This is a genomic window from Leptospira kmetyi serovar Malaysia str. Bejo-Iso9 (assembly GCF_000243735.2).
In the GTDB taxonomy this organism is placed as follows: Bacteria; Spirochaetota; Leptospiria; order Leptospirales; family Leptospiraceae; genus Leptospira; species Leptospira kmetyi.
In genome coordinates this window covers 783815-807985 of record NZ_AHMP02000003.1, presented here as the reverse complement: position 1 = coordinate 807985, position 24171 = coordinate 783815, and the positions used below count along the sequence as shown (strand labels likewise).

24 protein-coding genes are annotated in these 24171 nt (G+C 45.9%); 13 read left to right on the top strand and 11 right to left on the bottom strand.

The annotated features are described in order from the left end of the window. The first annotated feature begins 34 nt into the window (after nucleotides 1–34). From leuC to LEP1GSC052_RS06100, 4 genes are read left to right on the top strand one after another with little or no spacing between them, the layout of a single operon-like run. A complete protein-coding gene (gene leuC / locus LEP1GSC052_RS06115) occupies nucleotides 35–1432 on the top strand; it encodes a 3-isopropylmalate dehydratase large subunit (RefSeq protein ID WP_040912879.1) in 1398 nt (465 codons plus the stop codon). Between the two features lie 22 nt (nucleotides 1433–1454). Further along, on the top strand, nucleotides 1455–2075 hold the full coding sequence (leuD, locus tag LEP1GSC052_RS06110; RefSeq protein WP_020985706.1) for a 3-isopropylmalate dehydratase small subunit: 621 nt from the start codon (nucleotides 1455–1457) through the stop codon (nucleotides 2073–2075). A gap of 14 nt (nucleotides 2076–2089) precedes the next feature. Next, nucleotides 2090–3091 carry a PLP-dependent cysteine synthase family protein gene (locus LEP1GSC052_RS06105; RefSeq protein WP_010574921.1) on the top strand — a complete coding sequence of 334 codons (1002 nt, stop codon included), beginning with the start codon at nucleotides 2090–2092 and terminating at the stop codon, nucleotides 3089–3091. After that, the gene (locus LEP1GSC052_RS06100; protein ID WP_010574920.1) at nucleotides 3088–4992 is read left to right on the top strand and encodes an AAA domain-containing protein; all 1905 of its coding nucleotides are present in this window, start codon (nucleotides 3088–3090) and stop codon (nucleotides 4990–4992) included. The genes LEP1GSC052_RS06105 and LEP1GSC052_RS06100 overlap by 4 nt, the downstream gene beginning before the upstream one ends. Nucleotides 4993–5175: 183 nt before the next feature. Here LEP1GSC052_RS06100 and LEP1GSC052_RS06095 read toward each other — a convergent pair whose 3' ends face one another. After that, nucleotides 5176–5808, bottom strand: coding sequence for an NrsF family protein (locus LEP1GSC052_RS06095; RefSeq protein WP_040912878.1), 633 nt, complete (start codon nucleotides 5806–5808; stop codon nucleotides 5176–5178). Nucleotides 5809–5971: 163 nt separating this feature from the next. Here LEP1GSC052_RS06095 and LEP1GSC052_RS06090 point away from each other — a divergent pair, with 163 nt between their 5' ends. The 7 genes from LEP1GSC052_RS06090 to gshAB are packed head-to-tail and all read left to right on the top strand — an operon-like array spanning nucleotide 5972 to nucleotide 14705. Then, entirely contained in the window at nucleotides 5972–6529 is a 558-nt protein-coding gene (locus tag LEP1GSC052_RS06090; RefSeq protein ID WP_010574918.1) for an RNA polymerase sigma factor, read from the top strand. A 33-nt stretch (nucleotides 6530–6562) separates the two neighbouring features. Beyond that, the gene (locus tag LEP1GSC052_RS06085; RefSeq protein WP_020985920.1) at nucleotides 6563–7807 is read left to right on the top strand and encodes a GNAT family N-acetyltransferase; all 1245 of its coding nucleotides are present in this window, start codon (nucleotides 6563–6565) and stop codon (nucleotides 7805–7807) included. Beyond that, nucleotides 7804–8139 carry an ATP-dependent Clp protease adapter ClpS gene (gene clpS / locus LEP1GSC052_RS06080; protein WP_020985550.1) on the top strand — a complete coding sequence of 112 codons (336 nt, stop codon included), beginning with the start codon at nucleotides 7804–7806 and terminating at the stop codon, nucleotides 8137–8139. The genes LEP1GSC052_RS06085 and clpS overlap by 4 nt, the downstream gene beginning before the upstream one ends. Further along, on the top strand, nucleotides 8136–10373 hold the full coding sequence (clpA, locus tag LEP1GSC052_RS06075) for an ATP-dependent Clp protease ATP-binding subunit ClpA (protein ID WP_010574915.1): 2238 nt from the start codon (nucleotides 8136–8138) through the stop codon (nucleotides 10371–10373). Before clpS ends, clpA begins: the two co-directional genes overlap by 4 nt. Before the next feature lie 20 nt (nucleotides 10374–10393). Further along, complete coding sequence (gene ggt / locus LEP1GSC052_RS06070) at nucleotides 10394–12127, top strand: gamma-glutamyltransferase (protein ID WP_010574914.1); 1734 nt, start codon at nucleotides 10394–10396, stop codon at nucleotides 12125–12127. Further along, nucleotides 12124–13686: a glutamate--cysteine ligase gene (gene gshA / locus LEP1GSC052_RS06065; RefSeq protein ID WP_010574913.1), complete on the top strand. Its 1563-nt coding sequence runs from the start codon at nucleotides 12124–12126 to the stop codon at nucleotides 13684–13686. Before ggt ends, gshA begins: the two co-directional genes overlap by 4 nt. Next, entirely contained in the window at nucleotides 13674–14705 is a 1032-nt protein-coding gene (gene gshAB / locus LEP1GSC052_RS06060; protein WP_010574912.1) for a bifunctional glutamate--cysteine ligase GshA/glutathione synthetase GshB, read from the top strand. Before gshA ends, gshAB begins: the two co-directional genes overlap by 13 nt. Here the strand turns inward: gshAB and LEP1GSC052_RS06055 are convergent. From LEP1GSC052_RS06055 to LEP1GSC052_RS06015, 9 genes are all read right to left on the bottom strand, one after another. Beyond that, nucleotides 14702–14944: a glutathione S-transferase N-terminal domain-containing protein gene (locus tag LEP1GSC052_RS06055; protein WP_040913316.1), complete on the bottom strand. Its 243-nt coding sequence runs from the start codon at nucleotides 14942–14944 to the stop codon at nucleotides 14702–14704. The two genes, gshAB and LEP1GSC052_RS06055, sit on opposite strands and share 4 nt — an antisense overlap. After that, nucleotides 14944–15264 (bottom strand): Grx4 family monothiol glutaredoxin, encoded by a 321-nt coding sequence (grxD, locus tag LEP1GSC052_RS06050; RefSeq protein ID WP_010574910.1) that lies wholly within the window; start codon nucleotides 15262–15264, stop codon nucleotides 14944–14946. The genes LEP1GSC052_RS06055 and grxD overlap by 1 nt, the downstream gene beginning before the upstream one ends. Beyond that, nucleotides 15261–15488, bottom strand: coding sequence for a BolA/IbaG family iron-sulfur metabolism protein (locus LEP1GSC052_RS06045; RefSeq protein WP_010574909.1), 228 nt, complete (start codon nucleotides 15486–15488; stop codon nucleotides 15261–15263). Before LEP1GSC052_RS06045 ends, grxD begins: the two co-directional genes overlap by 4 nt. A gap of 95 nt (nucleotides 15489–15583) precedes the next feature. Continuing rightward, nucleotides 15584–15853 carry a BolA family protein gene (locus tag LEP1GSC052_RS06040; protein ID WP_010574908.1) on the bottom strand — a complete coding sequence of 90 codons (270 nt, stop codon included), beginning with the start codon at nucleotides 15851–15853 and terminating at the stop codon, nucleotides 15584–15586. Nucleotides 15854–15884: 31 nt separating this feature from the next. After that, the gene (locus LEP1GSC052_RS06035) at nucleotides 15885–16658 is read right to left on the bottom strand and encodes an ABC transporter permease (protein WP_020985650.1); all 774 of its coding nucleotides are present in this window, start codon (nucleotides 16656–16658) and stop codon (nucleotides 15885–15887) included. After that, nucleotides 16655–17572 (bottom strand): ABC transporter ATP-binding protein, encoded by a 918-nt coding sequence (locus LEP1GSC052_RS06030; protein WP_010574907.1) that lies wholly within the window; start codon nucleotides 17570–17572, stop codon nucleotides 16655–16657. The genes LEP1GSC052_RS06035 and LEP1GSC052_RS06030 overlap by 4 nt, the downstream gene beginning before the upstream one ends. Before the next feature lie 18 nt (nucleotides 17573–17590). Next, complete coding sequence (locus LEP1GSC052_RS06025; RefSeq protein WP_010574906.1) at nucleotides 17591–18973, bottom strand: dihydrolipoyl dehydrogenase; 1383 nt, start codon at nucleotides 18971–18973, stop codon at nucleotides 17591–17593. A gap of 69 nt (nucleotides 18974–19042) precedes the next feature. Continuing rightward, the gene (locus LEP1GSC052_RS06020) at nucleotides 19043–19726 is read right to left on the bottom strand and encodes a hydroxyacylglutathione hydrolase C-terminal domain-containing protein (RefSeq protein ID WP_010574905.1); all 684 of its coding nucleotides are present in this window, start codon (nucleotides 19724–19726) and stop codon (nucleotides 19043–19045) included. A 131-nt stretch (nucleotides 19727–19857) separates the two neighbouring features. Continuing rightward, nucleotides 19858–20172 carry an STAS domain-containing protein gene (locus LEP1GSC052_RS06015; RefSeq protein WP_010574904.1) on the bottom strand — a complete coding sequence of 105 codons (315 nt, stop codon included), beginning with the start codon at nucleotides 20170–20172 and terminating at the stop codon, nucleotides 19858–19860. 197 nt (nucleotides 20173–20369) lie between these two features. Between LEP1GSC052_RS06015 and LEP1GSC052_RS06010 the strand changes: the two genes are divergently transcribed. After that, nucleotides 20370–21326, top strand: coding sequence for an MBL fold metallo-hydrolase (locus LEP1GSC052_RS06010; RefSeq protein WP_020986516.1), 957 nt, complete (start codon nucleotides 20370–20372; stop codon nucleotides 21324–21326). 65 nt (nucleotides 21327–21391) lie between these two features. After that, a complete protein-coding gene (gene glpK, locus LEP1GSC052_RS06005) occupies nucleotides 21392–22882 on the top strand; it encodes a glycerol kinase GlpK (protein WP_010574903.1) in 1491 nt (496 codons plus the stop codon). Here the strand turns inward: glpK and LEP1GSC052_RS06000 are convergent. Continuing rightward, nucleotides 22876–24171 (bottom strand): hypothetical protein, encoded by a 1296-nt coding sequence (locus LEP1GSC052_RS06000; protein WP_010574902.1) that lies wholly within the window; start codon nucleotides 24169–24171, stop codon nucleotides 22876–22878. The genes glpK and LEP1GSC052_RS06000 overlap by 7 nt on opposite strands.

The following is a 24171-nucleotide window of genomic DNA, read 5'->3' as shown; positions in this document are numbered from 1 at the left end:
CGAAAGAATTTCTTTCGGGGAGATTTAGAATCCAATGAAGACAATGTTCGAAAAAATCTGGGAAGACCATCTGGTTGGAGAACTGGATGCGGGATCGTATCTAATCTATATCGATCGTCATCTCATTCACGAAGTTACAAGCCCCCAGGCATTCGAAGGACTCAAACTCGCGGGCAGAAAAGTCCGCCGTCCCGAGGCGACTTTCGCCACAATGGATCATAACGTTTCCACACGCACTCGGGATCTTAGCCTCGCCGATCCGATTTCCGCGATTCAAATGCAGACCTTAAAAAAGAACTGCGACGAAAACGGAATCCGTCTTTACGACTTTCAAAATCCGGATCAAGGAATCATTCACGTGATCGCTCCCGAGATGGGTCTGACTCATCCCGGTATGACGATCGTTTGCGGAGATTCTCATACTTCCACACACGGCGCGTTCGGCGCTCTCGCTTTCGGAATCGGAACGAGCGAAGTGGAACACGTTCTCGCGACTCAGACCCTCGTTCAAAAAAGAGCGAAGACGATGGAGATTCGCGTGGATGGAAAACTTTCCGACAAGGTGACCGCAAAGGACATTATTCTCGCGATCATCGGTAAAATCGGAACCGCGGGCGCGACCGGTTATGTGATCGAGTATCGCGGCTCCGCGATCCAAGCCCTCAGCATGGAAGCGAGAATGACGATCTGCAACATGTCGATCGAAGCGGGTGCAAGAGCGGGGCTCATCGCTCCGGATGAAATCACGTTCAATTATATCAAAGGAAAAGATTTCGCGCCGAAAGGAGCGGAATGGGATCTCGCGGTGAAGAAGTGGAAACACTACGTGACCGACGAAGGCGCGAAGTTCGATACGACCGTAATTCTTCACGCGGACGAAATCGCACCGATGGTGACTTGGGGAACTTCTCCGAGCCAAGTCGTTTCCGTAAAAGGAACCGTTCCGAGTCCGAACGATGCAACGGACGCGATCGACAAAATCGGAATCGAATCCGCGCTCAAATACATGGGTTTGACTCCGGGCGAGAAGATCGAAGACATTACGATCAATAAGGTATTTATCGGTTCCTGCACCAATTCCAGAATCGAAGACTTGAGAGCGGCGGCCGCGACGATCAAGGGAAAACAAGTTTCTTCCAAAGTGCAAGCGATCGTGGTCCCCGGATCGGGAAGGGTCAAACGCCAAGCGGAACAGGAAGGTCTGGATAAGATCTTTACCGCGGCCGGTTTTGAATGGAGAAACCCGGGTTGTTCCATGTGTCTCGCGATGAACGACGACGTTCTCGAACCGGGAGATCGTTGCGCGTCCACTTCGAACAGAAACTTCGAAGGTCGTCAGGGAAAGGGCGGAAGAACGCATCTCGTCGGACCGGAAATGGCGGCGGCCGCGGCGATCGAAGGACGATTCGTAGACATCCGAAACTGGAAATAATCGAGAGGAATATAAGAATATTATGAAACCCTTTACTGTATTAAACGGAATCGCGGCGTTACTCGACAGACCGAACGTCGATACGGATCAGATCATTCCGAAACAATTCCTCCGCAAAATCGAAAGAACCGGATTCGGAGTTCATCTTTTTCACGACTGGAGATATTTGGACGACGCGGGAACAAAACCGAATCCTGAATTCTCCCTCAATCAGGAACGATACAAAGGAGCTTCCGTTCTTTTAACCAGAGACAACTTCGGTTGCGGATCTTCGAGAGAACACGCACCTTGGGCGCTGGAAGATTACGGATTTAGATCCATCATCGCTCCTTCTTACGCGGATATCTTTTTCAACAACTGCTTTAAGAACGGAATGCTTCCGGTCGTTTTAAAATCGGAAGAGGTGGAAGAATTATTCCAAGCCGTTTCCGCTAACGTGGGCGCGAAGATCGTAGTCGATCTCGACAAACAAACCGTAACCGGACCGACCGGAAAAGTATACGCCTTCGAAGTGGATTCTTTTCGCAAATACTGTCTTTACAACGGACTAGACGATATCGGGCTGACCTTGAAACAGGAAAGTAAGATCGGGGAGTTTGAAAAAAAGCAGAAAGAAGTTGAACCTTGGTTGTACGCTATATAATTTAGCCCAAACCTATGTTTGATGAAATATCCCGTTCGATAGACGAGTTTGGAAACAGTTTCCTCGGCGCGCTGAACAACATTCAGAAATCTTTTGGACGGGAGCTCAGCGTAGCCAAACCCGTAAAAGAAACGATCTTGCAGATGATCGGAAACACCCCGCTCATTCGCTTGAATCAAATCGGTTCCCATATTCCCAATGTGGAATTTTATCTCAAAGCCGAATTCTGCAATCCTACCGGGTCCGTAAAAGACAGAACCGCATTGTCCATGCTTCTTTCTTCGGAAAGAAGGGGAGAATTGAAACCGGGTGGACAAGTGATCCAACCGGGTTACAACACAACGGCGATCAGCCTTGCTTGGATCTGTACGATCCGTCAGTATAAGTTCCGTTGTTTGGTAGCAAGCGATACCGATCCTCAGAAAATCAAAGACCTTCAGACCTTCGGCGCTCACGTGGACATCGTTCCCGAGGCCAAAGGAAATTGGGACGACGCTCTTTTAAAAAAAGCCAAAGAGATCAAAGAAAAAGATAAGAATACCGTAATCTTAAACGAGTATAAGGATATGGCGAACACGAACGCACATTATCTTTTTACCGGACCTGAAATCTGGAGAGATCTGAGCGGAAGCGTGGACGCGTTCGTCGCGGGCGGCGGCTCCGGCGGATCGATTTCCGGCGTCGGAAGATTTTTAAAATCCAAAAAGTCTTCCGTTCGGGTCATCATGGGCGTCAGCCAGAAATCCAGATTCATTCGTAAGATGGTACAACACGAATCCGGAATTCATCTTCCCGAGTCCTTTGATCCGAAGATCGTGGACGAATACGTCGGAGTCGATCGGGAACAAGCCCTTTTGTATCAATCCGATCTCTATCAAAAGGAAGGAATCTTCGCCGGACAAACCACGGGAACAACCTTAGCCAGCGCGATTCGATTTGCGGAAAGTCTTCCCACAAGAGACGATCAAAAATCACAGGTCTACAGAATCGTAGTCCTTTCTCCCGATCGGTTTTGAAGGAACAAAAATTCTCCGATTCGATTTCCGAGTTGGAATTCGTTCGATCCGAACTCGAAAGGGAAAAGAAGGAAGAAGATTCTCTTTTTTCCAAAGATTGGTTGTCCCGTCCGCTTCAGGATCGGATCAAACTTGGGATCACCTTACACCCGTTAGTCTATGAAGAACAATCTCTCGGCCGGGAAGGAAGTTGGATTCTCACCTTTCGTTTTCCGGACCAGGAAGAATATCCCGTAAAGTTTCAATCCGGCGCTCCGGTTCAGATCGGTAAAGGCGAGGATCGGATTCGCGCCGTTTTAGTTTCGCTTCATAAGGAAAGAATTCGGATCTCCGTCGAAGAGGTTCCCGAATGGACCGAAGAGGGAAAATGTTTTCTCGATCTTTTGCCGGACGAAACCTCCTATAAGGAAATGTTTCACGCGTTAGACGCCGTTTCCTCCGCGACCAAAGGAACCCGCTTGTATGTGAACCGGGAACTTCTTTTGGGTTACGGAAAACCCGATCCGATTCACATTCGGGAAACGGATCGTTCCCGGATTTTGGGAAGAATCAACGCAAGTCTAAACGATTCTCAGAAAAACGCGGTTCTACATTGTGTTCTTTCCGAGGATGTTTCCATAATTCACGGACCGCCCGGAACTGGAAAAACTACCACGTTAACCGAAATTGTAAGTCAAATCGTGGCCGAGGATCGAAAAATTCTCGTGTCCGCTCCCACACATTCCGCTTGCGATCTTTTGGTGGAATCGATTTCCGAAAAAGGAATTCCCGTTTTGAGACTCGGACATCCGGCGAGGATCAGCGAATCGGCGTTACATTCTACCTTGGATTATAAACTTTTTCATCATCCGGACGGAAAATTGTTAAGCGAATACAGAAGGGACGTCGTCGAAATTTCGAAACAGGCAAAGAAGTTCAAAAGAAATTTCGGCGAGAAGGAAAGAGAGGAAAGAAAGAATCTTTTCGCCGAAGTAAAAGAACTTAAAAAGACGATCCGTTCCATGGAAAAAGGTCTGATCGACAGTTTGATTTCTTCCCATCCAGTGATCGTTTCGACCCCGGTCGCTTCCGCCCGAGGAATTTTGGAAGGAAGGACATTCGACTTTTGCGTGTTAGACGAATCTTCTCAGGCGCTCGAACCCGCGTCTTGGATTCCGATTTTAAAATCGGATCGTGTGATTCTTGCGGGAGATCATAAGCAGTTGCCGCCGACTTTGTTTTCGGAAAAGAATTCTCTGGAACTGACTCTTTTTGAAAAGGCCGCAGAACGTCTCGCCGTTTCGGGTCGAGTTTTTCTGCTCGATACTCAGTATAGAATGAAGGACGAGATCGCTTCGTTTCCGTCCAAGGAATTTTATTCCGATCTTTTAAAACCGGGTCGTCCTCAAAACGAAAGAGCTTCGGATTTTCCGGAGAACTTTCCGTTTTCAAAGTCGTTTCAATGGATCGACACCGCGGGAACGGACAGCGAAGAAATTTCCGTCGATGATAGTTTGACCAATCCTTACGAAGCGGATCTGCAGATTCAGCTTTGTTCTCTTTTACGAGAGAACGATTGGCCCCAAGAGGAAATCACGATTCTTTCACCATACCGCGCTCAGGTTCGATTGATTTCCGAAAAGTTAAAGGAAGCGGGTTTTTCAAAGGTCGGAATTTCGACGATCGATTCGTTTCAGGGAAGGGAGAATCGTTGTATTCTTTTGGGTTTTGTTCGTTCCAATTCGGAAGGTCGTTCCGGATTTTTAAAAGAATCGAGAAGGATCAACGTGGGAATCACTCGAGCCAGAGATCTTTTGCTTTGTATCGGGGACAGTTCCACTTTGTCGGAAGATCCGTTTCTATCGAAGTTGATTCGTTTTGCGGAAGACGAGGATGTTTTTCGAACAGCTTGGGAATTTTGAGATCCATAGGAGCCTTGTCGGAGTTCCGACGAACACAGTGGATCGGAATTTTGCTTTACTCGATTAGAATTCCCTGATATACAAAATTCTCGCGAAATTCCCACCACCTCACCCCCCACCCAAAACTAGGGTGGGGCGCCGGTTTTACGGATGATCTTGTCGGAACCCCGACCGACGAACTCATCACCACTTTAGAATATTCTTAAATACAAAAAAACCGAAAAAGAAAAGTCCGAGGCTTGAAAATACGTGAGAAATAAGAATGTGAAACGAAGACTGATCCGTGCAAATGAATTTCAAACAGAAATTGGCAAGCGCAAGACTGAATACGGAAAGAACCGCGGCGGCTAAAATCGGATTCCCCGGTTTGCCCGCTCTTAAAATCAAAATTCCGCTCATCGCCAAAAGAAAACTCGTTATAAAAAGAATCAGCCAACATCTGCCGATATGCGTATGGATTTCGTGATCCGTGATCAGATCCCAGGCGAACATTCCCACGGAATAAAGAATCCAAAGAAGCGCGAGAAGAAGAGGAAAACGCGCGGCTTTGCTAAAGGATTCTTCCGGAAAACGCAACTGCGATAAAATCCAAAACGAATACAAAGAGATCAAAGTGATCCAAAGAAAATCGGGAAACAAAGTCGGAATATGAATCAAACGGTTCGTGAAGGGAAATAGGGAAAAAAGATATAAAGAAACTATAATTGTAATGATCGGCCCTAAAATCGCGAACCAATTCCGATCGTATTTTGGAACCGGAGTTTCTTCGGCCATTCTTTGAATCAAGGATTCGGTTGTATCTTCTTTACGAGGCATCTTTTGCACACTATCTTCGGAAATTTTCCAATTTTCAAGAATGGTTGGACAATAATTTCTTACCAATTCAAACTGGAACGAGTCGATTTCAGCTTGTTTGCAAACGCGTCCTAACTCGAAGGACCGTTTCTTATCTATTCGAAGGTTCCAAGCAGTTAGTTACATGTCAGCTAAAAAAGAAATCTGGGAAGAATGTTCTCTCTTAATCCGCAAGGCCAGGGAAGGAGATTCGCAATCGTATGAAAAGTTTCTCCGTCTCGTAACGGGAATTCTCAGATCGTATCTTGTTCCCAGAATCAACAACGCCGAGGACCGAGAGGACCTGGTTCAGGAAATATTAATCGGACTTCATAAGGCGAGAGATTCTTACCGAGCCGATCGACATCCCGCGCCTTGGGTTTTTGCGATCGCCCGATACAAAACGATCGATTATCTCCGTAAAAAGAAAACCGGGGACCGCACCTTTACTACGGACAATTTGGAATTCTTCGCTTCTCCCGAACCGATCGAAGAGGAGGAACCGGAAAAGGCCCGGGAAATCTTAAAGGAATGGCTGAACGTTCTGGACGAACGGCAAAAGCAGATTCTCACCCATCTCAAACTGGACGGAATGAGCGTCCGGGAAGTTTCCGAACGAACCGGTCTTTCCGAATCGAACATAAAGGTCATAACGCACCGAGCGGTTCAAAAGATTCGAAAGCATTTTTCACTGGATCTCTGACAAAACGGCGACGAAAATCGTCCAAGGATTAGCATGTCTTCTCATTCTTCGACCGGCATCCGAGTTGAGTTTTTAGATTCCATCTCCTCGATTTCCAAGGAAGAATGGAATCGCATATCCGATCCGAAAAGTCCGTTTTTAGAATACGATTTTCTCCGATCGTTGGAGAATTCTCGTTGTATCGGTTCTTCCACTTCTTGGATTCAGAAATACTGCGTTCTTTGGAAAGAGGATCGTTTCAGTGCGGTGATTCCTCTGTTTCTAAAGTTCGATTCATACGGAGAATATATCTTCGATTTTCAGTGGGCTCAATTCTTCGCGAAGTCCGGTCTGAATTATTATCCCAAGGGTTTGGTCGCGGTTCCGTTTACGCCCGCCACGGGGAAAAGAATTCTACACGATGAACGTCTAACGTTAAAAGAGGTTTGTTCCTATCTGGTTCCCGAATTGCTTCGCTTCTGCGAGAAGGAAGGTTTATCCGGAGTCCATTTTTTATTTTTGGAAAAGGAAGAATCCGAAATTCTTTCCGAATACGGATTTGCAACGCGGCTTTCGCACCAATATCATTGGATCAACGGAGATTATTCCACCTTCGACGATTATCTCGGAGCGATGAAATCCAAAAAAAGAATGCAGATCAAAAGGGAACGGGAAATCGTTCGAGGTTACGGATTGGACATTCGAGTTTTGGAAGGGAATGAAATTTCATCCGCCGATAAAAAAGCGATCTGGAATTTCTATTCCGATACACATTCTCGGAAATGGGGTTCCGCGTATTTGAACCGAGCCTTTTTCGATTCCATCTTCGAAACGTTCTCCGATCGGATCGTTCTTGTAATCGCGTATCGGGACGGAAATCCGATCGCGGGAACATTCAATCTTCGTAAAGGTGATTTTTTATTCGGAAGATATTGGGGTTGCGTGGAATACTATTCTCATCTTCATTTTGAATGTTGTTTTTATCGGTTGATCGATTACGCGATCCGGGAAAAAATCCGCGTCTTCGAGGCGGGGGCTCAGGGAGAACATAAATTTCTGCGAGGTTTTCCCGCAGTTCCCACATACAGTTCTCATTTTATTTTTCATGCCGGCGCGAGAAATGCGATTGAACGTTTCCTCAAAGAGGAAAGACTGCACATGCAGGAAATGATCCACGAAACCAACGAACATTCTCCCTTAAAGGAAGTTCAAACAAACGCTTTTTTTTCAAACGGGACTTCCGGAATTTCTAAATCTTTCGGCGCCTCGTCCGAGGATCGGGAGAATTGCGAATCATGAGCGATATCTTTCGATTCGATACAGAGGAGCAAACCCTCACCAAAGAGAAGGTCAAACTCAAACGTCCTTCCAAATACAGAGTCATCATTCTCAACGACGATTTTACTCCGATGGAATTCGTAGTATGGATTTTACAAGTCGTCTTTCATAGAAGCAGAGCTGAAAGTCAACAGATCATGTTGAAAGCGCACATAACGGGGAAAGCGTTATGCGGCGTTTATTCGCACGACGTTGCGAGAACCAAGGTCATACAAGTTCAACAATTGGCGGAACAACACGGATATCCGCTCCATTGTACGATGGAAGTGGAGGAAGGAGAGGAGGAATCATGATTCTTACGGAAGAAATGGAACGCACCCTGAGATTGGCTTGGGAAGAAGCCAAAAAAAGAAGAAACGAATTCATCACATTGGAACATATTCTTTTGGCTTTGACCTACGATTCCGTCGGCAAGGAAGTTTTAGAGGCTTGCGGCGCGGACATAGATCGTTTGCGTAAGGACTTAACGAATTATCTGGAAAGCGAACTCGAATCCTTTCCCGAATCTTCCGGAGACGTGGATCCGATTTACACGATCGGAGTACAACACGTTCTTCAACTCGCTGAGTTTCACGTTCAATCGACAAGAAACAAAAAAATGGACGGAGGAGACGTTCTCGCCGCGCTCTTTCGCGAAGATCAATCCAATGCGGTTTACTTTTTAGGATCTCAGGATATTTCCAGACTCGATATCGTTCGTTATATCTCTCACGGAATTCGAAAGGATTCCAAAAACAGAGATAAGGAAATCCTCGGAGAAGACGGTGAAAAAGTTTCCGATCCTCTCAAAGCCTTTTGTGTGGATCTTACCGCAAAGGCCAAAGAAGGAAAACTCGATCCTATGGTCGGCCGGGAAGACGAACTCGATCGGACGATTCACATTCTTTGCAGAAGAAGAAAGAACAACCCGATCTTCGTAGGAGAAGCGGGCGTGGGGAAAACCTCGATCGTCGAAGGTCTTGCACAAAGGGTTGTCGACGGCAAAGTTCCGGAACCATTACGAAATTTGAAAGTATATTCTCTGGATATGGGTCTTTTACTCGCGGGAACCAAGTTTCGGGGAGAATTCGAGGAAAGATTGAAGAACGTGGTCACACAGATCACGGCCGAAGACGATCATGTTTTGTTCATAGACGAGATTCATACGATCATCGGTGCGGGCGCGGTTTCGGGCGGTTCTTTGGACGCTTCCAATCTTTTAAAACCGGCTCTTTCCAGCGGAGAATTGCGTTGTATCGGAACGACCACTTACAAAGAGTTCAAAACTATATTCGAAAAAGATCATGCACTTTCTAGAAGATTCCAAAAGGTGGAAGTGGGCGAACCTTCCATCTCCGAAACGGTGGAAATTCTAAAAGGTCTTTTGGATAAATACGAATCCTTTCATAAGGTGAAGTATTCCGTTTCGGCCGTGGAACAAGCCGCCGAGTTATCCGCTCGATACATTCTCGATCGAAAACTTCCCGATAAGGCGATCGATCTTTTGGACGAGGCGGGCGCGCGCGTTCGTCTTAGAGAAGGCGGTAAAAAAACGGTTACGGTTCGTGAAATCGAGGACTTGGTTTCCAAGATCGCAAAGGTTCCTTCGGTTACGGTAAAAGCCGACGATCGCGAGAAACTCAAAAACCTCGATCAAGAATTGAAGGCGAAGATTTACGGACAAGATACGGCGATCGATCAACTCGTTCAGTCGATTCGACTTTCCAGAAGCGGACTTTCCGAACCGGGAAAACCCGTCGGTTCTTTTCTTTTTGCAGGCCCGACCGGCGTCGGTAAAACGGAACTCACTCGGAAACTCGCGGAAATTCTCGGTGTGGAACTCGTTCGTTTTGATATGAGCGAGTATATGGAAAAGCATACGGTGTCCCGTTTGATCGGTTCTCCTCCGGGTTATGTGGGCTTTGAACAAGGCGGACAACTTACGGACGCGATCTATAGAAATCCTCATTGTGTTCTTTTACTTGATGAGATCGAAAAAGCGCACGAGGATATTTATAATATTCTTTTGCAGATCATGGATCACGCGACCTTGACGGACAACAACGGAAGAAGATCCGATTTCCGTCAGGTGATTCTCGTGATGACGACAAACACGGGCGCTCGAGAACGTTCCACAAATCCGGTCGGTTTTGCAAACGACGTATTGGAAGATCGAAGTCTCAAAGCTATTGAAAAACAATTTTCTCCCGAGTTTCGAAATCGTTTAACCGCGGTCATCGAGTTCTCTTCCTTGAACCAAGAAAATGTAACTAAAGTGGTTGCAAAACAGCTTGCTCTCTTGCAGGAACGATTGAATTCTAAACAAATTGAACTAGAGTTTCAGGAAGATGTTCTGGTTTACATCGCGGATCAGGCTTATACGCCCGAGTTCGGCGCAAGACCCGTTCAACGATGGATCGACACGAATATATCGAAACGAATCTCAGAAGAGATTCTTTTCGGAACTTTGAAGTCGGGCGGTAAGGCGAAACTGATCGCCGGCGAAAAGGGAATCGAAATGGAATTCTCCGCCGGAAAAAAATCCTGAAACGATTCGACTAGGATCCGATGAAACAAATCACACTTCGTATCGTTCTGATACTTTTTCTTTTCTCTTGCAGAGAAGCTCCTCTTACCGTGGAAGGAAAAAGTATTTCCACGGATTTACTCGTAACCCCGTCCCATCTTAGAAAACACACCGATTACTTCAGCGAAAGTAAGAATCTAATGATCGCCACCGATTCTCCCGAAGCGACCCAAGCCGGGATCGAAGTGGGTAAGTTAGGCGGGAACGTGGTGGATGTGGTGGTCGCCGCTTCCTTCGCGATCTCGGTGACAAGACCGCATTCGACCGGACTCGGTGGCGGCGGATTTCTGGTTCTTTATTTAAAGGAATTTCCGGAACCGATCGCGTTCGATTTTAGGGAAAAAGCGCCTAACGCGGCTTCTCGAAACATGTATAAACGGAAACCGAAAGAGGATTCCCTGCTCGGGTTTAGAGCGGTGGGTGTTCCGGGTAACGTGGCTGGTTTGGTCCAAATCCAAAAACGATACGGAAAACTTTCCTTAAAAACGGTGATCGGGCCTGCGATTCGTCTGGCCGAGAACGGGTTTCCGATTTATGCAGATCTTCATTCCGCGATTCAAAAATCCTCCAAGGATATGGACGACGAGATGAAATCGATCTTTCTTCCCGGAGGAAAGGTTCCCGAGTTAAAGAGCCTTTTGGTTCAAAAAGATTTGGCGAATTCCTTAAGACTCATTTCCGAATCCGGTGAAAAGGAATTTTATCACGGAAAGATCGCAAACGCGATCACAACCGCGATGAAAGCGAACGGAGGTCTCGTTACCTCTCAGGATTTGAGCGGGTTTAAGGTGATCGAAAAGAAAACCTTAAAAACGTCTTATCGCGGTTATACGATCTATACGATGCCTCCTCCTTCCTCGGGGGTTCATCTTCTCACCATGTTGTCCATGGTGGAAACAAAACCCTTAAAGGAAACCTACGAAAAAGATCCGGTTCTCTATTATCATTTTCTAACGGAGGTGATGCGCAGGGGTTATGCGGATCGTGCGATTCTCGGAGGAGATCCTGCGTTCACTCAGATTCCTATCGATCGTCTTCTTTCGAAAAAATATGCGGAAGAAAAAATTTCGGATTTCGATCCGAAAGCGGCTTCGAGCAGTTCCTCCTTTTTAAAAACCTTGAACTTCGGTTTGGAATCTCCGCAGACCACGCACATTTCCGTGATGGATCGGGAAGGAAATTCCGTTTCTACGACTCAATCGATCAACTTTCGTTTCGGAGCTTCGGTGATGGCGCCGGGTACGGGAATCGTTCTCAACGATACGATGGACGATTTCAGCCGAGCGCCCGGAGAACCGAACGTATACGGTTTGATCGGTGCGGAAGCCAATTCCATTCTTCCTAAGAAAACTCCTTTGAGTAGCATGTCGCCTACGATCGTCTTTAAAGGGAAGGAACCCTTTTTAGCGACGGGCGCGCCGGGAGGTTCTTACATCGTCAACGCGGTCTTACAATCCTTGATCTACAATTTGGATTTGAATCTTACCTTATACGAATCCGTTGCGCGCGGAAGGGTTCATCATCAATTTTTTCCGGACGCGGTCTTTATCGAAAAATCCGTAAACGAAAGAAACGTCTTTGACGGTCTTTCTTCCCGGAAGCACGATATTCGAATCGCTCCGAACTTTGCGAAACTATTCTCGGTCAAAAGAGAGAATGGAATGCTCTACGGGGCTTCCGATCCACGTGGAGAAGGGGCCACAGGCGGACTTTGAAAACAAAAGAAAATATTCAGGCGAATATCGAGGAAGTTTCCCTCGAAATTCTTCTTAGACACGCCGTAAAGGCGAAACACGGCCTTGAAAAAGAAAGTATGCGCGTGACTCCGAACGGAACTCTCGCGCGCACTCCGCATCCGGAACATCTCGGATCCAGTCTTACCAATCATTATATCAAAACCGATTTCGCGGAACCTCAACTGGAATACGCGACGCATCCACGTCCTAAGATCGAAGCGAACATCCGAGAATTACAAGATTTGCATATATATACGATCCGCAAACTGGACAACGAACTCATTTGGCCTTTTAGTATGCCTCCGATTCTTCCCGAGGACGAAAACGAAATTCCTTTGGGTCAATACGGAACGTCGCATTCGGGCAAATGGAAAACGGTCTATCGTCACGGGCTCGGTCTTCGTTACGGAAGAAGAATGCAGACGATATCGGGAGTTCATTATAACTTTTCCTTTTCGAACGTTTTTCTAAGACAGTTTCTGGGAAAAGAAGTTTCGAACTTCACCAAGGACGAAATCTCCTCTTTGTATCTGCACGTGATCCGGAATTTTATGAGAAGGGTTCACTATCTCACGTATCTCACGGGATCCTCCACGGTTTTCGATTCCACATTTTTACCGAACCCGGGAAACCTCGAATTCGTAAAACATAAGAATTTTACTTTGTATTCTCCGTATGCGACTTCTCTTCGAATGAGCGAGATCGGTTACACGAGCAAGGTTCAGGATACGTTAGGAATTCATTATAATTCTTTGGAAGAATACGCGGACCGTATGCGTTACGCGGTTTCCACTCCGTATCCGGGTTACGTTCCTTTTTCAAAAGAGAAGGACGCGCAACTCAATCCGAATTATCTCCAGATTGAAAACGAGTTTTATTCTCCGGTCCGTCCGAAGCAGGTTCCGAAAGGCGACGAACGTCCGTTAGACGCTCTTCTCAAACGAGGAATCGAATACATAGAAATCCGTTCTTTGGACATCGATCCGTATTCTCCCGTTGGCGTTTGCAGAATGAATCTGATGTTCACTCAGTTGATTCTTTTGGATTCTTTGCTCAGTCCTTCTCCTTCGATTTCGGAGGAAGAGAACGCGATCCTCAAAGGAAATCTAAACTCGGTGATCTGGGAAGGAAGAAATCCGGAATTGAACATCGACGTAAACGGAAGCAAAAAGAATTTTCAAACTCAAGGCGCAGAATATTCGGAATCGCTTAGACACTACGCGAAAATTTTGGATCTTCATTCCGGCAGAAGAACGTATCAGGAAGCGATCGACTTTCAGATCAAAAAATGGAGGAACCCCGATAAGACACCTTCGGGTAAACTTCTTTGCGAAATATTAAAACGGAATATAGAATTTCGCGATAAGGGAATGGAATTGGCCCGCGAGAATCGAAGAACTCTTTCGTATTTGGAATATTCTCCGGGAACCCTGATGAAGATCGAAAAGGAATCCGTGCGTTCCTTTCAAGAAAAAGAAGAACTGGAAAAGGCGGAAACGAAAACCTGTTTCCCCACAGTGAAACTATGCAATCACTGAAATTGAAATCGGGAGAATTTTTATCTCATGAAAATTTCATTTTGAAAGATTTCGAGGATCTGGAAATTTCCACGCAGATCGTGATCCGAGACGCGCTCAATCGAGGACTCGAAGTGGAAGTTCTCGATCGTAAGAATCATTTTTTAAGACTCAAGGATTCCAAGGGAAACGTTCAATACGTCAAAGAGGCTTCTAAGACGGCTCTCGATTCTTACATGTCCTTTCTTGTGATGGAAAACAAAACGATTTCAAAAATCGTAATGTACGAATCCGGTCTGGACGTTCCGCCGGGAGACAGTTTCGCCGAAGCGGACGCCGCGTTTTCCTTTTGGCAAAAGAATTCCGATCGAAAAATGGTGGTTAAACCCGTAACGACCAACTTCGGAATCGGAATCACCATCTTGGCTCCCCGCGCCTCCGAAGAGGACGCAAAAAAAGCGATCAAAATCGCTTTCAATCATTCCGAGTCCGTCATCGTGGAAGAATTCGCGGAAGGAAACGAATACCGATTCTTGGTGATCGGAAACGAGAGCATAGCGGTTTGCAATCGGATTCCGGCTAACGTTACGGGCGACGGAATTCATACGATCGAGGAACTCGTTTCGATCAAAAACGAGGATCCAAGGAGGGGAGTCGGTCACGTGACTCCTTTGGAAAAGATTCAGTTGGCGGATACGGAGTTGGACGTTCTTCATCAATCCGGTTTTCGGAAAGATTCGATTCCTTCCAAGGATCAAAAGGTTTTTTTAAGAAAGAATTCGAACATCAGTACGGGCGGAGATTCTTTGGACGTCACCGATCTCGCACATCCGTATTACAAGGAACTCGCGGTCAAAGCGGCCGCGTCCGTGGGAGCCAAGATCTGCGGTGTGGATATTATTCTAAAGGATTTGGAAAAGAAAGGGGATTATAGAATTCTCGAGTTGAACTTCAACCCCGTTTTATACATTCATAATTATCCTTACGAAGGTAAAAACAGGGATGTCGGAAATAAGATTTTGGATCTACTCGGTTTTTAAGAAGCTTTTTTGAACTGAACGTATTTTACGATGTCTCTGGATTCGTACATCCGAGTTTCTCCGTCCACCAAAAAAGGAACCTGGCTGAGTCCGCCGAGTCGAACGACTTCTTCTCTGCCCGCGGTTCCTCGGCTCGCTTCCACGAGTTCATAATCCTTTCCTTCGACGAGTCCCATTTTCTGAAACTCGTCCCGCACATACGCGCAGTAAGGACAGGATTGGAAGTGATACAACTTCATCATGCGCTGACGATGCCCACTTTCTTTTGAAGATCTCCGGTCTTTGCCATTTCGACTACGATATCGTGACCGCCGATAAATTCTCCGTTCACATACAATTGGGGAATGGTCGGCCAGTTCGCGTAATCTTTGATTCCTTGGCGCATCGTTTCGTCGGAAAGGACGTTAAAAGATCCGAAGGAAATTCCTAAACTTTTTAAGACGTTAGACACACCGGCGGAAAATCCGCACATCGGCGCTTCGGGGGTTCCTTTCATAAAAAGGAAAACCTTGTTGGCTCCGATCAGACTGTCTATCTTTTGTTTTACTTCTTCGTTCATTCTTGTATCCTCGTTTCCAGTGCAAGCGCGTGCACTTCTTGTTTTAGTTCTTCTTTTAGAGTTTCATAGACCATTCTATGTTGTTCCAAAACGGATTTACCTTCAAATCCTTTGTAAATCACGACTGCCTTGATATGAACTCCGTCCCGATAAGGATCTAAGATCGTCACCTTCGAATCGGGGAGACCGGATTCTATCTTATTTTTTATTTCGTCGATTGTCATCGTTCTTTCTTTAGACTTAAATCTGAACCGGTTTTCCTTTTTAGAAAGACCTTAGTTTTACAATTTCGAATCCCGTTTTTGTTACAATCCCAAATTTAGTCCCGATCCTTCGTTTCTAAAGTAATCGCGTGCAGACCCTTGTCGATCCAAGGTTTGAGAACGGAATACACCATTCTATGTTGTTCCACTGCGGATTTGTTTTGAAAGAGCGGGGAAACCAAAACGATTCTTACGTGGGTTCCTTCCGGTTTATTTTCTGGATTTCCGGCGTGGCCCGCGTGTTCCGCGCTGAAATCCTCCACTTCCAATCTTGTCGGATTCAAGGAAGAATATAAGGCGGAACGAATCTCTTCTTGCGTGCTCATTAATTTTTAAACCGAATTCGATCGACTCGGATCAATTTCGGATTCCGATTCCTTTTTTCAAAAGATATACGGAGATCAGATATAAACTTAACGTGGCGATCGCGATCATCGAAAGCGCAAACCCGGGATGAATGTCGCTGATTCCTAAAAATCCGTAGCGGAACGCGTTTACCATGTAAAGAATCGGATTGAGCCTCGATACGTTTTGCCAAAACGCGGGAAGCATCTGAATCGAATAAAACACGCCGCCTAAATACGTGAGCGGAGTTAGGATAAACGTGGGAATGATCGTAACGTCGTCGAACTTCTTTGCGTAGAGCGCGTTTAAAAATCCGCCGAGAGAAAACAAAAGGGAACTTAGGAAAACCGTGGCGATCAACATCGGAAAGTGATACACTTGTAGTTCCGTAAAAAAAAGCGAAATTGCGATCACTAAAATTCCAACGAGCATTCCTCGAATCACGCCGCCGATCGTATAACCCAAGACGATCAAAGAAGGAGGCGTGGGAGAAACGAGAAGTTCCTCGATGTTCTTTTGAAACTTCGCTCCGAAAAAGGAGGAAACCACGTTGTTATACGAATTGATGATTACGGACATCATCACAAGACCCGGAACGATAAACTGTATGTAGGTATGGTCTCCGATGTTCCCAATCTGCGAACCGACTAACTTCCCGAAGATGATGAAGTAAAGAGTAATCGTGATTCCGGGAGGAATGATCGTTTGAATCCAAATTCTAAGGATTCGAACCGTTTCTTTGATGACGATCGTCTTGAATGCGTTGTATTTTTCCAGAAGGTTCATAGTTTTTTCTCCACCAATTTGAGGAAGAGTTCTTCCAAACGGTTGGACTTGTTTCTCATACTGCTGATCTTGATTCCGTTTTGTTCCAGTATTTTGAATAGATCGTTTAAGGAAGCGTCTCCGTAGATGGAGGCTTCGAGCGTTGTCGCGTCGATCTGTTTGATTTCCACGCCGGGGACCGGTTTATGAGAATTGAGATGCCCCGTAAAGTCCAAGAGGAACGTTTCGTGATCGAGTTTCTGAAGAAGATCCTTCATGGAAGTATTCTCCACGATCTTTCCCTGATCGATGATCGCTATGTTTCTGCAAAGGCTTTCCGCTTCTTCCAAATAGTGAGTGGTGAGAATGACCGTGATTCCGGACGCGTTTAACTTCTGAAGAAACTCCCAAAGAGATCTTCTAAGTTCGATGTCGACGCCCGCGGTCGGCTCGTCCAAGATAAGAATTTTCGGATTGTGAATCAGCGCTCTTGCGATCATCAACCTTCGTTTCATTCCGCCCGAAAGTCTTCCCGCTGCTTCCGTTCTTTTTTCGTAAAGACCGAGTTGTTGCAAATAAGCGTGCGCGTTTTCGGTGGCGATCTTTCGATCCATTCCGTAATAACCGCCTTGGTTGATTACGATCTGATCGACTCTTTCGAAGATGTTGAAGTTGAATTCCTGGGGAACCACGCCGATATACGATTTCGCTTTAGCAAGATCCTTGTCCAAGTCCGCGTCGAAGATACGGACGTTTCCCGAGGTTTTGTTTACGAGCGAACTTAGAATTCCGATCGTCGTCGATTTTCCGGCTCCGTTCGGACCGAGAAGCGCGAAAAAATCCCCGCTTTCCACGTTCAGAGTGATTCCCTTGAGGGCGGTAACGCCGCCCGAATACGTTTTGACTAAATTCTCAATTTGCAGAGCAAATTTCATAGATTTTGAATATTCCCATCATTCTTTTGTTTGTAAAAGTTCGTTCGCTTTTCGCGCCGCGTTCCGTGCGATTTCGGGTAAAGCGGGATGTATGTAGATCATTCTCAAGAGATCGTCCAAGGTGCCGTGCATCGTCATCAGAAGAATGAACATATGAATCACGTTCGAGGCCTCGTCTCCGATCGCGTGTGCTCCGAGGACCTTTCTGGATTTTTTATCCACGAGAATTTTCACGAATCCGGAATCCGAAAGCCGGGCCATTCCGGTCGCGCTGGAACTGTACGGATTTTTGGCCGCGATATAATCGATTCCTTCCTTTCGAAGTTGTTCCTCGGTTTTCCCGACCTTGGCGACCTGAGGATGTGTAAACACCGCGTGCGGAACGGGTGGATAATCGATCGGGGATTTTTTCTTTTCCTGATACAAAGTGCGGAATAAAAATTCTCCCTCGAAATTTACGGAATGTCTGTAAAAGTATTTTCCGGTGATATCGCCGAGCGCATACACTCCGGGAGAGGTCGTTTCCAGGTATTCGTCGACTACGACATAACCCTTCGAGTCGGTTTTGATCTTCGTGTTCGATAGGTTCAAAAGATCCGTATTAGGTTGAACTCCCGTCGCGACCAAAAGGGCTTCTGCTTTGAGTTGAATCGTTTTTCCTTCGCTGACGACTTCGACGTAAAACAAATTCTCCTTATATTCCACTTTTTGAATGTCGCTGTGAAGATACACCTTGTGTTCTTTGGTGAAAACGCGTTCGAATTCGTCGACGACGTCTCCGTCCTCGTTTTTGAGCATTCGATCGCGGACTAAAAACGTGACCTCGCTTCCAAACGCGGAATAGGCGAATCCGAGTTCCAAGGCGATAAAACCGCCTCCGATCACGATCGTGGACTTAGGAAGTTCTGTTCTTCGCAACGCTTCCCGGCTGGTCATATAGGGAGTTCCCGCAAGTCCTGGAATTGCCGGGATGGTCGGTCTGGCTCCCGACGCGATAAAAATTCTTTCTGCGGTCAATCGTTCCCCGTTGACTTCGATGACCTTATCCGAAACGAAACTTGCAGTTCCTTGAATATAGGTTATATTCGGATTCTTATCGTAAGCGGGGAGAATCGAAGCGGATTCCTCGTCTACGGTTTGGGAAACCCGTTCCACCAAGGTTTTAAAGTCGACCTCGGGTTTGCCCGGAAATTCGATCTGGAATTTTTTCGAGTTCTTGGCGAGGGTAAGAATTTCCGCGGGATAGATCAACATCTTGGAGGGAATACATCCTCGGTTGAGACAGGTTCCGCCGGGCGATTCCTTTTCGATGACGGCGACCTTATAACCGATTTTAGAAGGAGGCGTGACGAGTTTGGTTCCTCCACCGGTGCCGATTACGATGATGTCATATTCTTTCACAAAAAAGAACCGCCTTGGTTACAGATTCCGGATCGGGGCTTAGAAGGGCAAACGATTTCTAGAACAAATTCACCATTGATCGCGTAAGGAACGGAGCGAAACGAATAAATCTTCGGGGGAAGGTCCCAAGGTTTTCGGTGAAATTTTTTTCGAAACGTTTTCTCTGAGAGTCGAAGAGGGTTTGTCGCATTGAAGAAACGCATTGATCTTTTTTTCCTTCGCAAGATCCGTCGTAAGGAATTCGACGTCTTTCGTAAGATGCGAACATTCTTCCAAAGTGGAAATCGCATCCGAGTTGGACGGATCCAAAGAAAGGGTAAATTTCAAGTTCGTTTCCATATAATCATGACCGGGATACAAAAGAATCTCTCCGGCCATCGGATAGAATTGTTCCAGAACTGTCTTTGCAAGAACCTGAGGTTCTCCTCCTCGGTGACAATTTCCGACTCCCGCGTTGAAGAGAGTATCTCCGGTAAAGATTGCGGTCGGCTTTTGATTCTCCACAAGGAGAATACAAACATGACAAAACGTATGACCGGGCGTATCCAGAATTTCGAGATATTCTTTTTCGGAGGAAAGAATGCGATCTCCCTTTTTCAAAGGATGAGCGGCGTGCGGAATTTTTCCGATTCCTCCTGGATGGCTGTAAACCGCGCAACCGTATCGTTTCACCAAACCCGCGTTTCCCGAAGTATGATCGGGATGTTCGTGTGTGTTTAATACGAAGTCGAGTTTCCAACCTTTCTCGTCCAAAAAGGTTTCGATCTGTTCCGAATCGTACGGATCGATGGAAAGCGTTTCGGAAGTCGCCGGGTTTCTGAGAACGTATGTGAAGTTGCGAAGAGGACTGTTTGTGTAGATCCGAAAGATTTCCAGAAAAAGACCTAACGGATGATATCCAAATGTTTGTCGAGATTGGCGATTTTCAAAATCGTCATGACGTCTCGGCTGATGTTTTTGAGTTTTAGGGAACCGTTGCGTTCCGTTACGTATTTTTGGGAGTTGAAGATCGCTCCGATTCCGGAAGAATCCAGATACGCGTCCCCCGAGAAATCGAGGACGATATCGGTAAAACCTTCTCCGTGTTTTTTGATAATGAGTTCTTTGAGAGCGAATGCGTTTTTAAGGCTGATACTCCCTTGAATCCGTATGGTGCAAGTTGTGCCCTCTGTGAGGATCTCTGTGTTGAAGTTTTCCACGTTTGCTTTGCTCGGAACCTGTTATGAATCCTATTCGATCGACGTACTCGGTAAACAAAATTTTTTTCCAACCATCTGAGTCATAAGAAATTTTTCATAAATAAAAAAGAATTAGCTGGAAATCCTGATGGAATAGATAATTTTAGACAACATTTTCCTGAAAAATCCTCTGCTTTTAGGATCTGTTTTTTTAAATTTTGCGCATAAAATTTTGGGGTGTACGCGGTTCGATATCTTCCTCGGTTCGAGGAGAATTGATCCGAAATAAAGTACAGAAAATTCTCAGCTTAGCGACTCCCGCAGACATACAAAGCCCGGACGCGATCGATACCTTTTTGGATTCTCTTTCTTTGTCCAGTTGGAGCACCTACGGCGGAAATACGACTTGCATCGAAATCCGGGATAAAAAAGACAACTTAATCATCGTGGATGGAGGAACCGGTTTGCGAGAACTCGGGAATTCCATTCTGCACGAGGGCTTTCTGGAAGGTAAGGGAAAGGCGAAATGGATTTTCACCCACACACATTGGGATCATATCCAGGGGATTCCGTTTTTTGTTCCGTTGTATTCTCCGGGAAATGTGTTCGAGTTTTTGAGTTCCGTGGACAATCTCGAAGAACGACTCAAGTATCAACACAGCTTCACGCACTTTCCGGTTCCGTATGACGGTTTTCGCGCCACGAAAAATTTTAAATTCATCCCCGAGGGAAAAGCGTTTCCCGTAACCGAATCCATTTCCGCAATTTCCAAATCGGTGCGACATCCGGGCGGAAGTTTTTCCTATCGTTTCGAAGAGGACGGCAAGTCTCTCATCTTCGCATCGGACGCGGAGTTCAACCTCGACGAAATGGAGAATATTCAGGATTACTTAAATTACTTCCGAGGCGCGGACGTTCTCGTGTTCGACACTCAATATACGTTCGAAGAATCCCTTCAAAAGATCGATTGGGGTCATAGTTCCGCTTCGATGGCGACCGATATCGCCTTACGTGCGAACGTAAAAAAACTCGTGATGTTCCATCACGATCCGTCCTACGACGACGAGAAGCTCGACGCCGTTTTTCTGCGGGCTTTGAAATATAAGGAAATGTTTGATCCGGACAATCAGCTTCAGATCGTCATGGCGTACGAAGGTCTGGAACTGGAAGTATAACTTGCAGTTTTTCTAATCTATTCGACCGAATTCAATCTTTCATTCAACCTTGGGGAGAATCTTTCATGAGTGAGTATATCATCGGAATCGACGCGGGAACGACCGGGATTCGAATCTTCTGTTTTAACAAATCCGGAAACGTGATTTCCAGCGCTTATTCTGAATTTAAACAACACTATCCGAAACCGGGTTGGGTGGAACACGACGCGGAAGAAATCTGGGTGAAGACCGAAAAGCTCATCGCAAAGGCGATCAAGAACGGAAAGTTGAGTCCGACAAAAGCGGTCGCGATCGGAATTACGAATCAAAGAGAAACCACCGTGTTGTTCGACAAAGACACCGGTAAACCAGTGTACAACGCGATCGTATGGCAGTGCAGAAGAACCTCCGAAACTTGTATGGATCTCAAGTCGAAAGGATTGGAACCGACCTTTCGCAAAAAGACGGGATTGGTCCTCGATGCGTATTTCAGCGGAACCAAAATCAACTGGATTCTCGAAAACGTAAAGGGCGTAAAGGCGAGAGCCGAAAAAGGAAAGGTTCTTTTCGGAACCATCGACACGTATTTACTCTATCGACTGACCAACGGAAAATCGCATAAGACCGATCATACCAACGCAAGCAGAACTCTGATCTACAATATCGAAAAGAAAGAATGGGATAAGGAACTCACTCAGATTCTGGGGATTCCGGACGCGATTCTTCCCGAAGCACATAACTCCAGTTCCTTGTTCGGAAGAACCGAAAAAGTAAAAGGAATTCCCGACGGAATTCCGATTTCTTCCCTCGTAGGAGATCAACAAGGAGCCTTGTTCGGTCAGCTTTGTACGGAACCGGGAGAAGCGAAGAATACGTACGGAACCGGATGTTTTCTTTTGTTCAACACCGGAAATAACTTTCAAATCTCAAAAAACAATCTATTGACCACGCTTGGATGCGGACCGGAAGGAAAGACCGTTTATTGTCTCGAAGGTTCGGTTTTTATCGGAGGGGCGGTCGTTCAATTCTTAAGAGACAACCTGAAATTCTTTAAAGAATCCAAGGTTTCGGAAAAACTCGCTTCTTCCGTAAAAAAGGAAGACGAGGTCGTTTTTGTTCCCGCCTTTGCGGGGTTAGGCGCTCCATACTGGGATATGAACGCAAGAGGGGCCATTCTCGGATTAACCAGAGATACGACCGCGGAACAGATCACAAGAGCGGCGCTGAAGTCGATCGCGCTTCAGTCTTACGAACTCGTGGAAGCGATGGAGAATGATACCGGTTCCAAGTTGAAAGTTTTGAAAGTGGACGGAGGGGCGACCGGAAATTCCTGGTTGATGCAGTATCAATCCGATATCTTAGGAAAACGCGTCATTCGTCCTTCCAACGTGGATACGACCGTACTCGGGGCGGCGTTTTTAGCCGGACTCGAACGCGGATTTTTTCCATCGGTCGCCGACTTAAAGAAAAAGTTAAAGGCGAGTAAGGAATTTTCCCCTCAGATGAAATCCGCGCAAAGGGAAAAAGAGATTCAGATCTGGAAGGATTCGGTGAAAAGAATCCGAACCAATCAATAATCAAAACCTAATAAACAAAATTCGAATGTCTTTCTTTCCGTCGTGATTCCGGCCCCGCATAGGATTCGGAACTCCGGAAAGAAAGGGATTTCCAAAATTCTTCCCGGCGGAATTTTCAAAAAGAATTGTTCGTCCCTTTCCCTCTTCGAAATCAATGTATCCATTCGAACGATTTCGATCCATTCCAGGATTTTAAAAAGAATCGTTTTTTCCGTAACGGCATACAATTCGATCGCTCTTTTTCCCGAAATCTGAAGATTGAATTTCGAAGTTACGGGAACGCTTTGAAAGTTCGTTTCGATGTTTTGGCTCGGATCGGTTTTGGAATCTTCTAAGTTTTCCCTGTAAATCGGAAATATTCCGTTTTCATAATATATCTTTCTCGAAAAGTTTTTGAAGATTTCCTTTTCGATCGTTTCTTCCAAGGATTCTCCCGCTTCTGGTTTTTTGATCGGAGAACTTAGGATCGACTTCAACTTATTTTTGGAAATGTTCCTTTCGATCATCGCCTTTACGGGAGGAGATAATTTTGGATAGGAGAATCGAACGATCCGTTCGTCCAGAGCGGTTAGAATTCGGTTTAAAAACGGTCCGTGGATTAACGGGAGAATTTCGATCCGAAAGATCTGATCTCTCAGAAAAACCGCGAACTCGGGTTCGTGGGAAAAAAGATTGGAAACGATCGTTTGTTCCTCCGAAGGAGTTCCCGCAAAAAGAATCTTCACAAGACGGAATAGATACGATTTTTCCTTTGCGTTGAAATAAAGAGATTCTATCTTTTTTTCCACCTCGGCTTCCGAAAGTTCCGGATTTACGATATCCTTCAATGAAAGATAACGCGTCGAAATCATCTTATTTCTTCTCTGACGAAACAGAGTGAAACTGCCGGTTTGCATCGTTCCGACATACGTTAGATCCGATTCGCCCCTGGAAATTCGAAACGGAGAGGACCCGACGGGGCGATACGGATTTTGTCGGATCGGGAATTCAACGTTATCCGAAATCTCAAAGGACGGATCGGGGAAACGTTCGCTTTTGGAAAAAATTTTTCCGTCCTCGTAACTCAGATAAGAACGGGAATCTATGGATTTGGAAGAAAAGGAAACTCGGTTCCAATCGACGGAATATAAAAAACGGGGAACAAGAGCGTATGACGCGAACAGAAACGGAAGTTCCTCTATGTCCTTGGGATTAAAATCGTAAAAAGGTTCGGCTTTGGATTTGAAACGGACGACCGCGTCCGGATTTGCCAGAACGAAAAAGTAATTCCGACCTTCTTCTAAGGGCAC

What these genes read in the sequence shown, in the direction of transcription:
- leuC (WP_040912879.1), top strand. Translation starts at nt 35, where the DNA reads ATGAAGACAATGTTCGAAAAAATCTGGGAAGACCATCTGGTTGGAGAA.
- leuD (WP_020985706.1), top strand. Translation starts at nt 1,455, where the DNA reads ATGAAACCCTTTACTGTATTAAACGGAATCGCGGCGTTACTCGACAGA.
- LEP1GSC052_RS06105 (WP_010574921.1), top strand. Translation starts at nt 2,090, where the DNA reads ATGTTTGATGAAATATCCCGTTCGATAGACGAGTTTGGAAACAGTTTC.
- LEP1GSC052_RS06095 (WP_040912878.1), bottom strand. Translation starts at nt 5,808, where the DNA reads ATGCCTCGTAAAGAAGATACAACCGAATCCTTGATTCAAAGAATGGCC.
- LEP1GSC052_RS06090 (WP_010574918.1), top strand. Translation starts at nt 5,972, where the DNA reads ATGTCAGCTAAAAAAGAAATCTGGGAAGAATGTTCTCTCTTAATCCGC.
- LEP1GSC052_RS06085 (WP_020985920.1), top strand. Translation starts at nt 6,563, where the DNA reads ATGTCTTCTCATTCTTCGACCGGCATCCGAGTTGAGTTTTTAGATTCC.
- clpS (WP_020985550.1), top strand. Translation starts at nt 7,804, where the DNA reads ATGAGCGATATCTTTCGATTCGATACAGAGGAGCAAACCCTCACCAAA.
- clpA (WP_010574915.1), top strand. Translation starts at nt 8,136, where the DNA reads ATGATTCTTACGGAAGAAATGGAACGCACCCTGAGATTGGCTTGGGAA.
- ggt (WP_010574914.1), top strand. Translation starts at nt 10,394, where the DNA reads ATGAAACAAATCACACTTCGTATCGTTCTGATACTTTTTCTTTTCTCT.
- gshAB (WP_010574912.1), top strand. Translation starts at nt 13,674, where the DNA reads ATGCAATCACTGAAATTGAAATCGGGAGAATTTTTATCTCATGAAAAT.
- LEP1GSC052_RS06055 (WP_040913316.1), bottom strand. Translation starts at nt 14,944, where the DNA reads ATGAAGTTGTATCACTTCCAATCCTGTCCTTACTGCGCGTATGTGCGG.
- grxD (WP_010574910.1), bottom strand. Translation starts at nt 15,264, where the DNA reads ATGAACGAAGAAGTAAAACAAAAGATAGACAGTCTGATCGGAGCCAAC.
- LEP1GSC052_RS06045 (WP_010574909.1), bottom strand. Translation starts at nt 15,488, where the DNA reads ATGACAATCGACGAAATAAAAAATAAGATAGAATCCGGTCTCCCCGAT.
- LEP1GSC052_RS06040 (WP_010574908.1), bottom strand. Translation starts at nt 15,853, where the DNA reads ATGAGCACGCAAGAAGAGATTCGTTCCGCCTTATATTCTTCCTTGAAT.
- LEP1GSC052_RS06035 (WP_020985650.1), bottom strand. Translation starts at nt 16,658, where the DNA reads ATGAACCTTCTGGAAAAATACAACGCATTCAAGACGATCGTCATCAAA.
- LEP1GSC052_RS06030 (WP_010574907.1), bottom strand. Translation starts at nt 17,572, where the DNA reads ATGAAATTTGCTCTGCAAATTGAGAATTTAGTCAAAACGTATTCGGGC.
- glpK (WP_010574903.1), top strand. Translation starts at nt 21,392, where the DNA reads ATGAGTGAGTATATCATCGGAATCGACGCGGGAACGACCGGGATTCGA.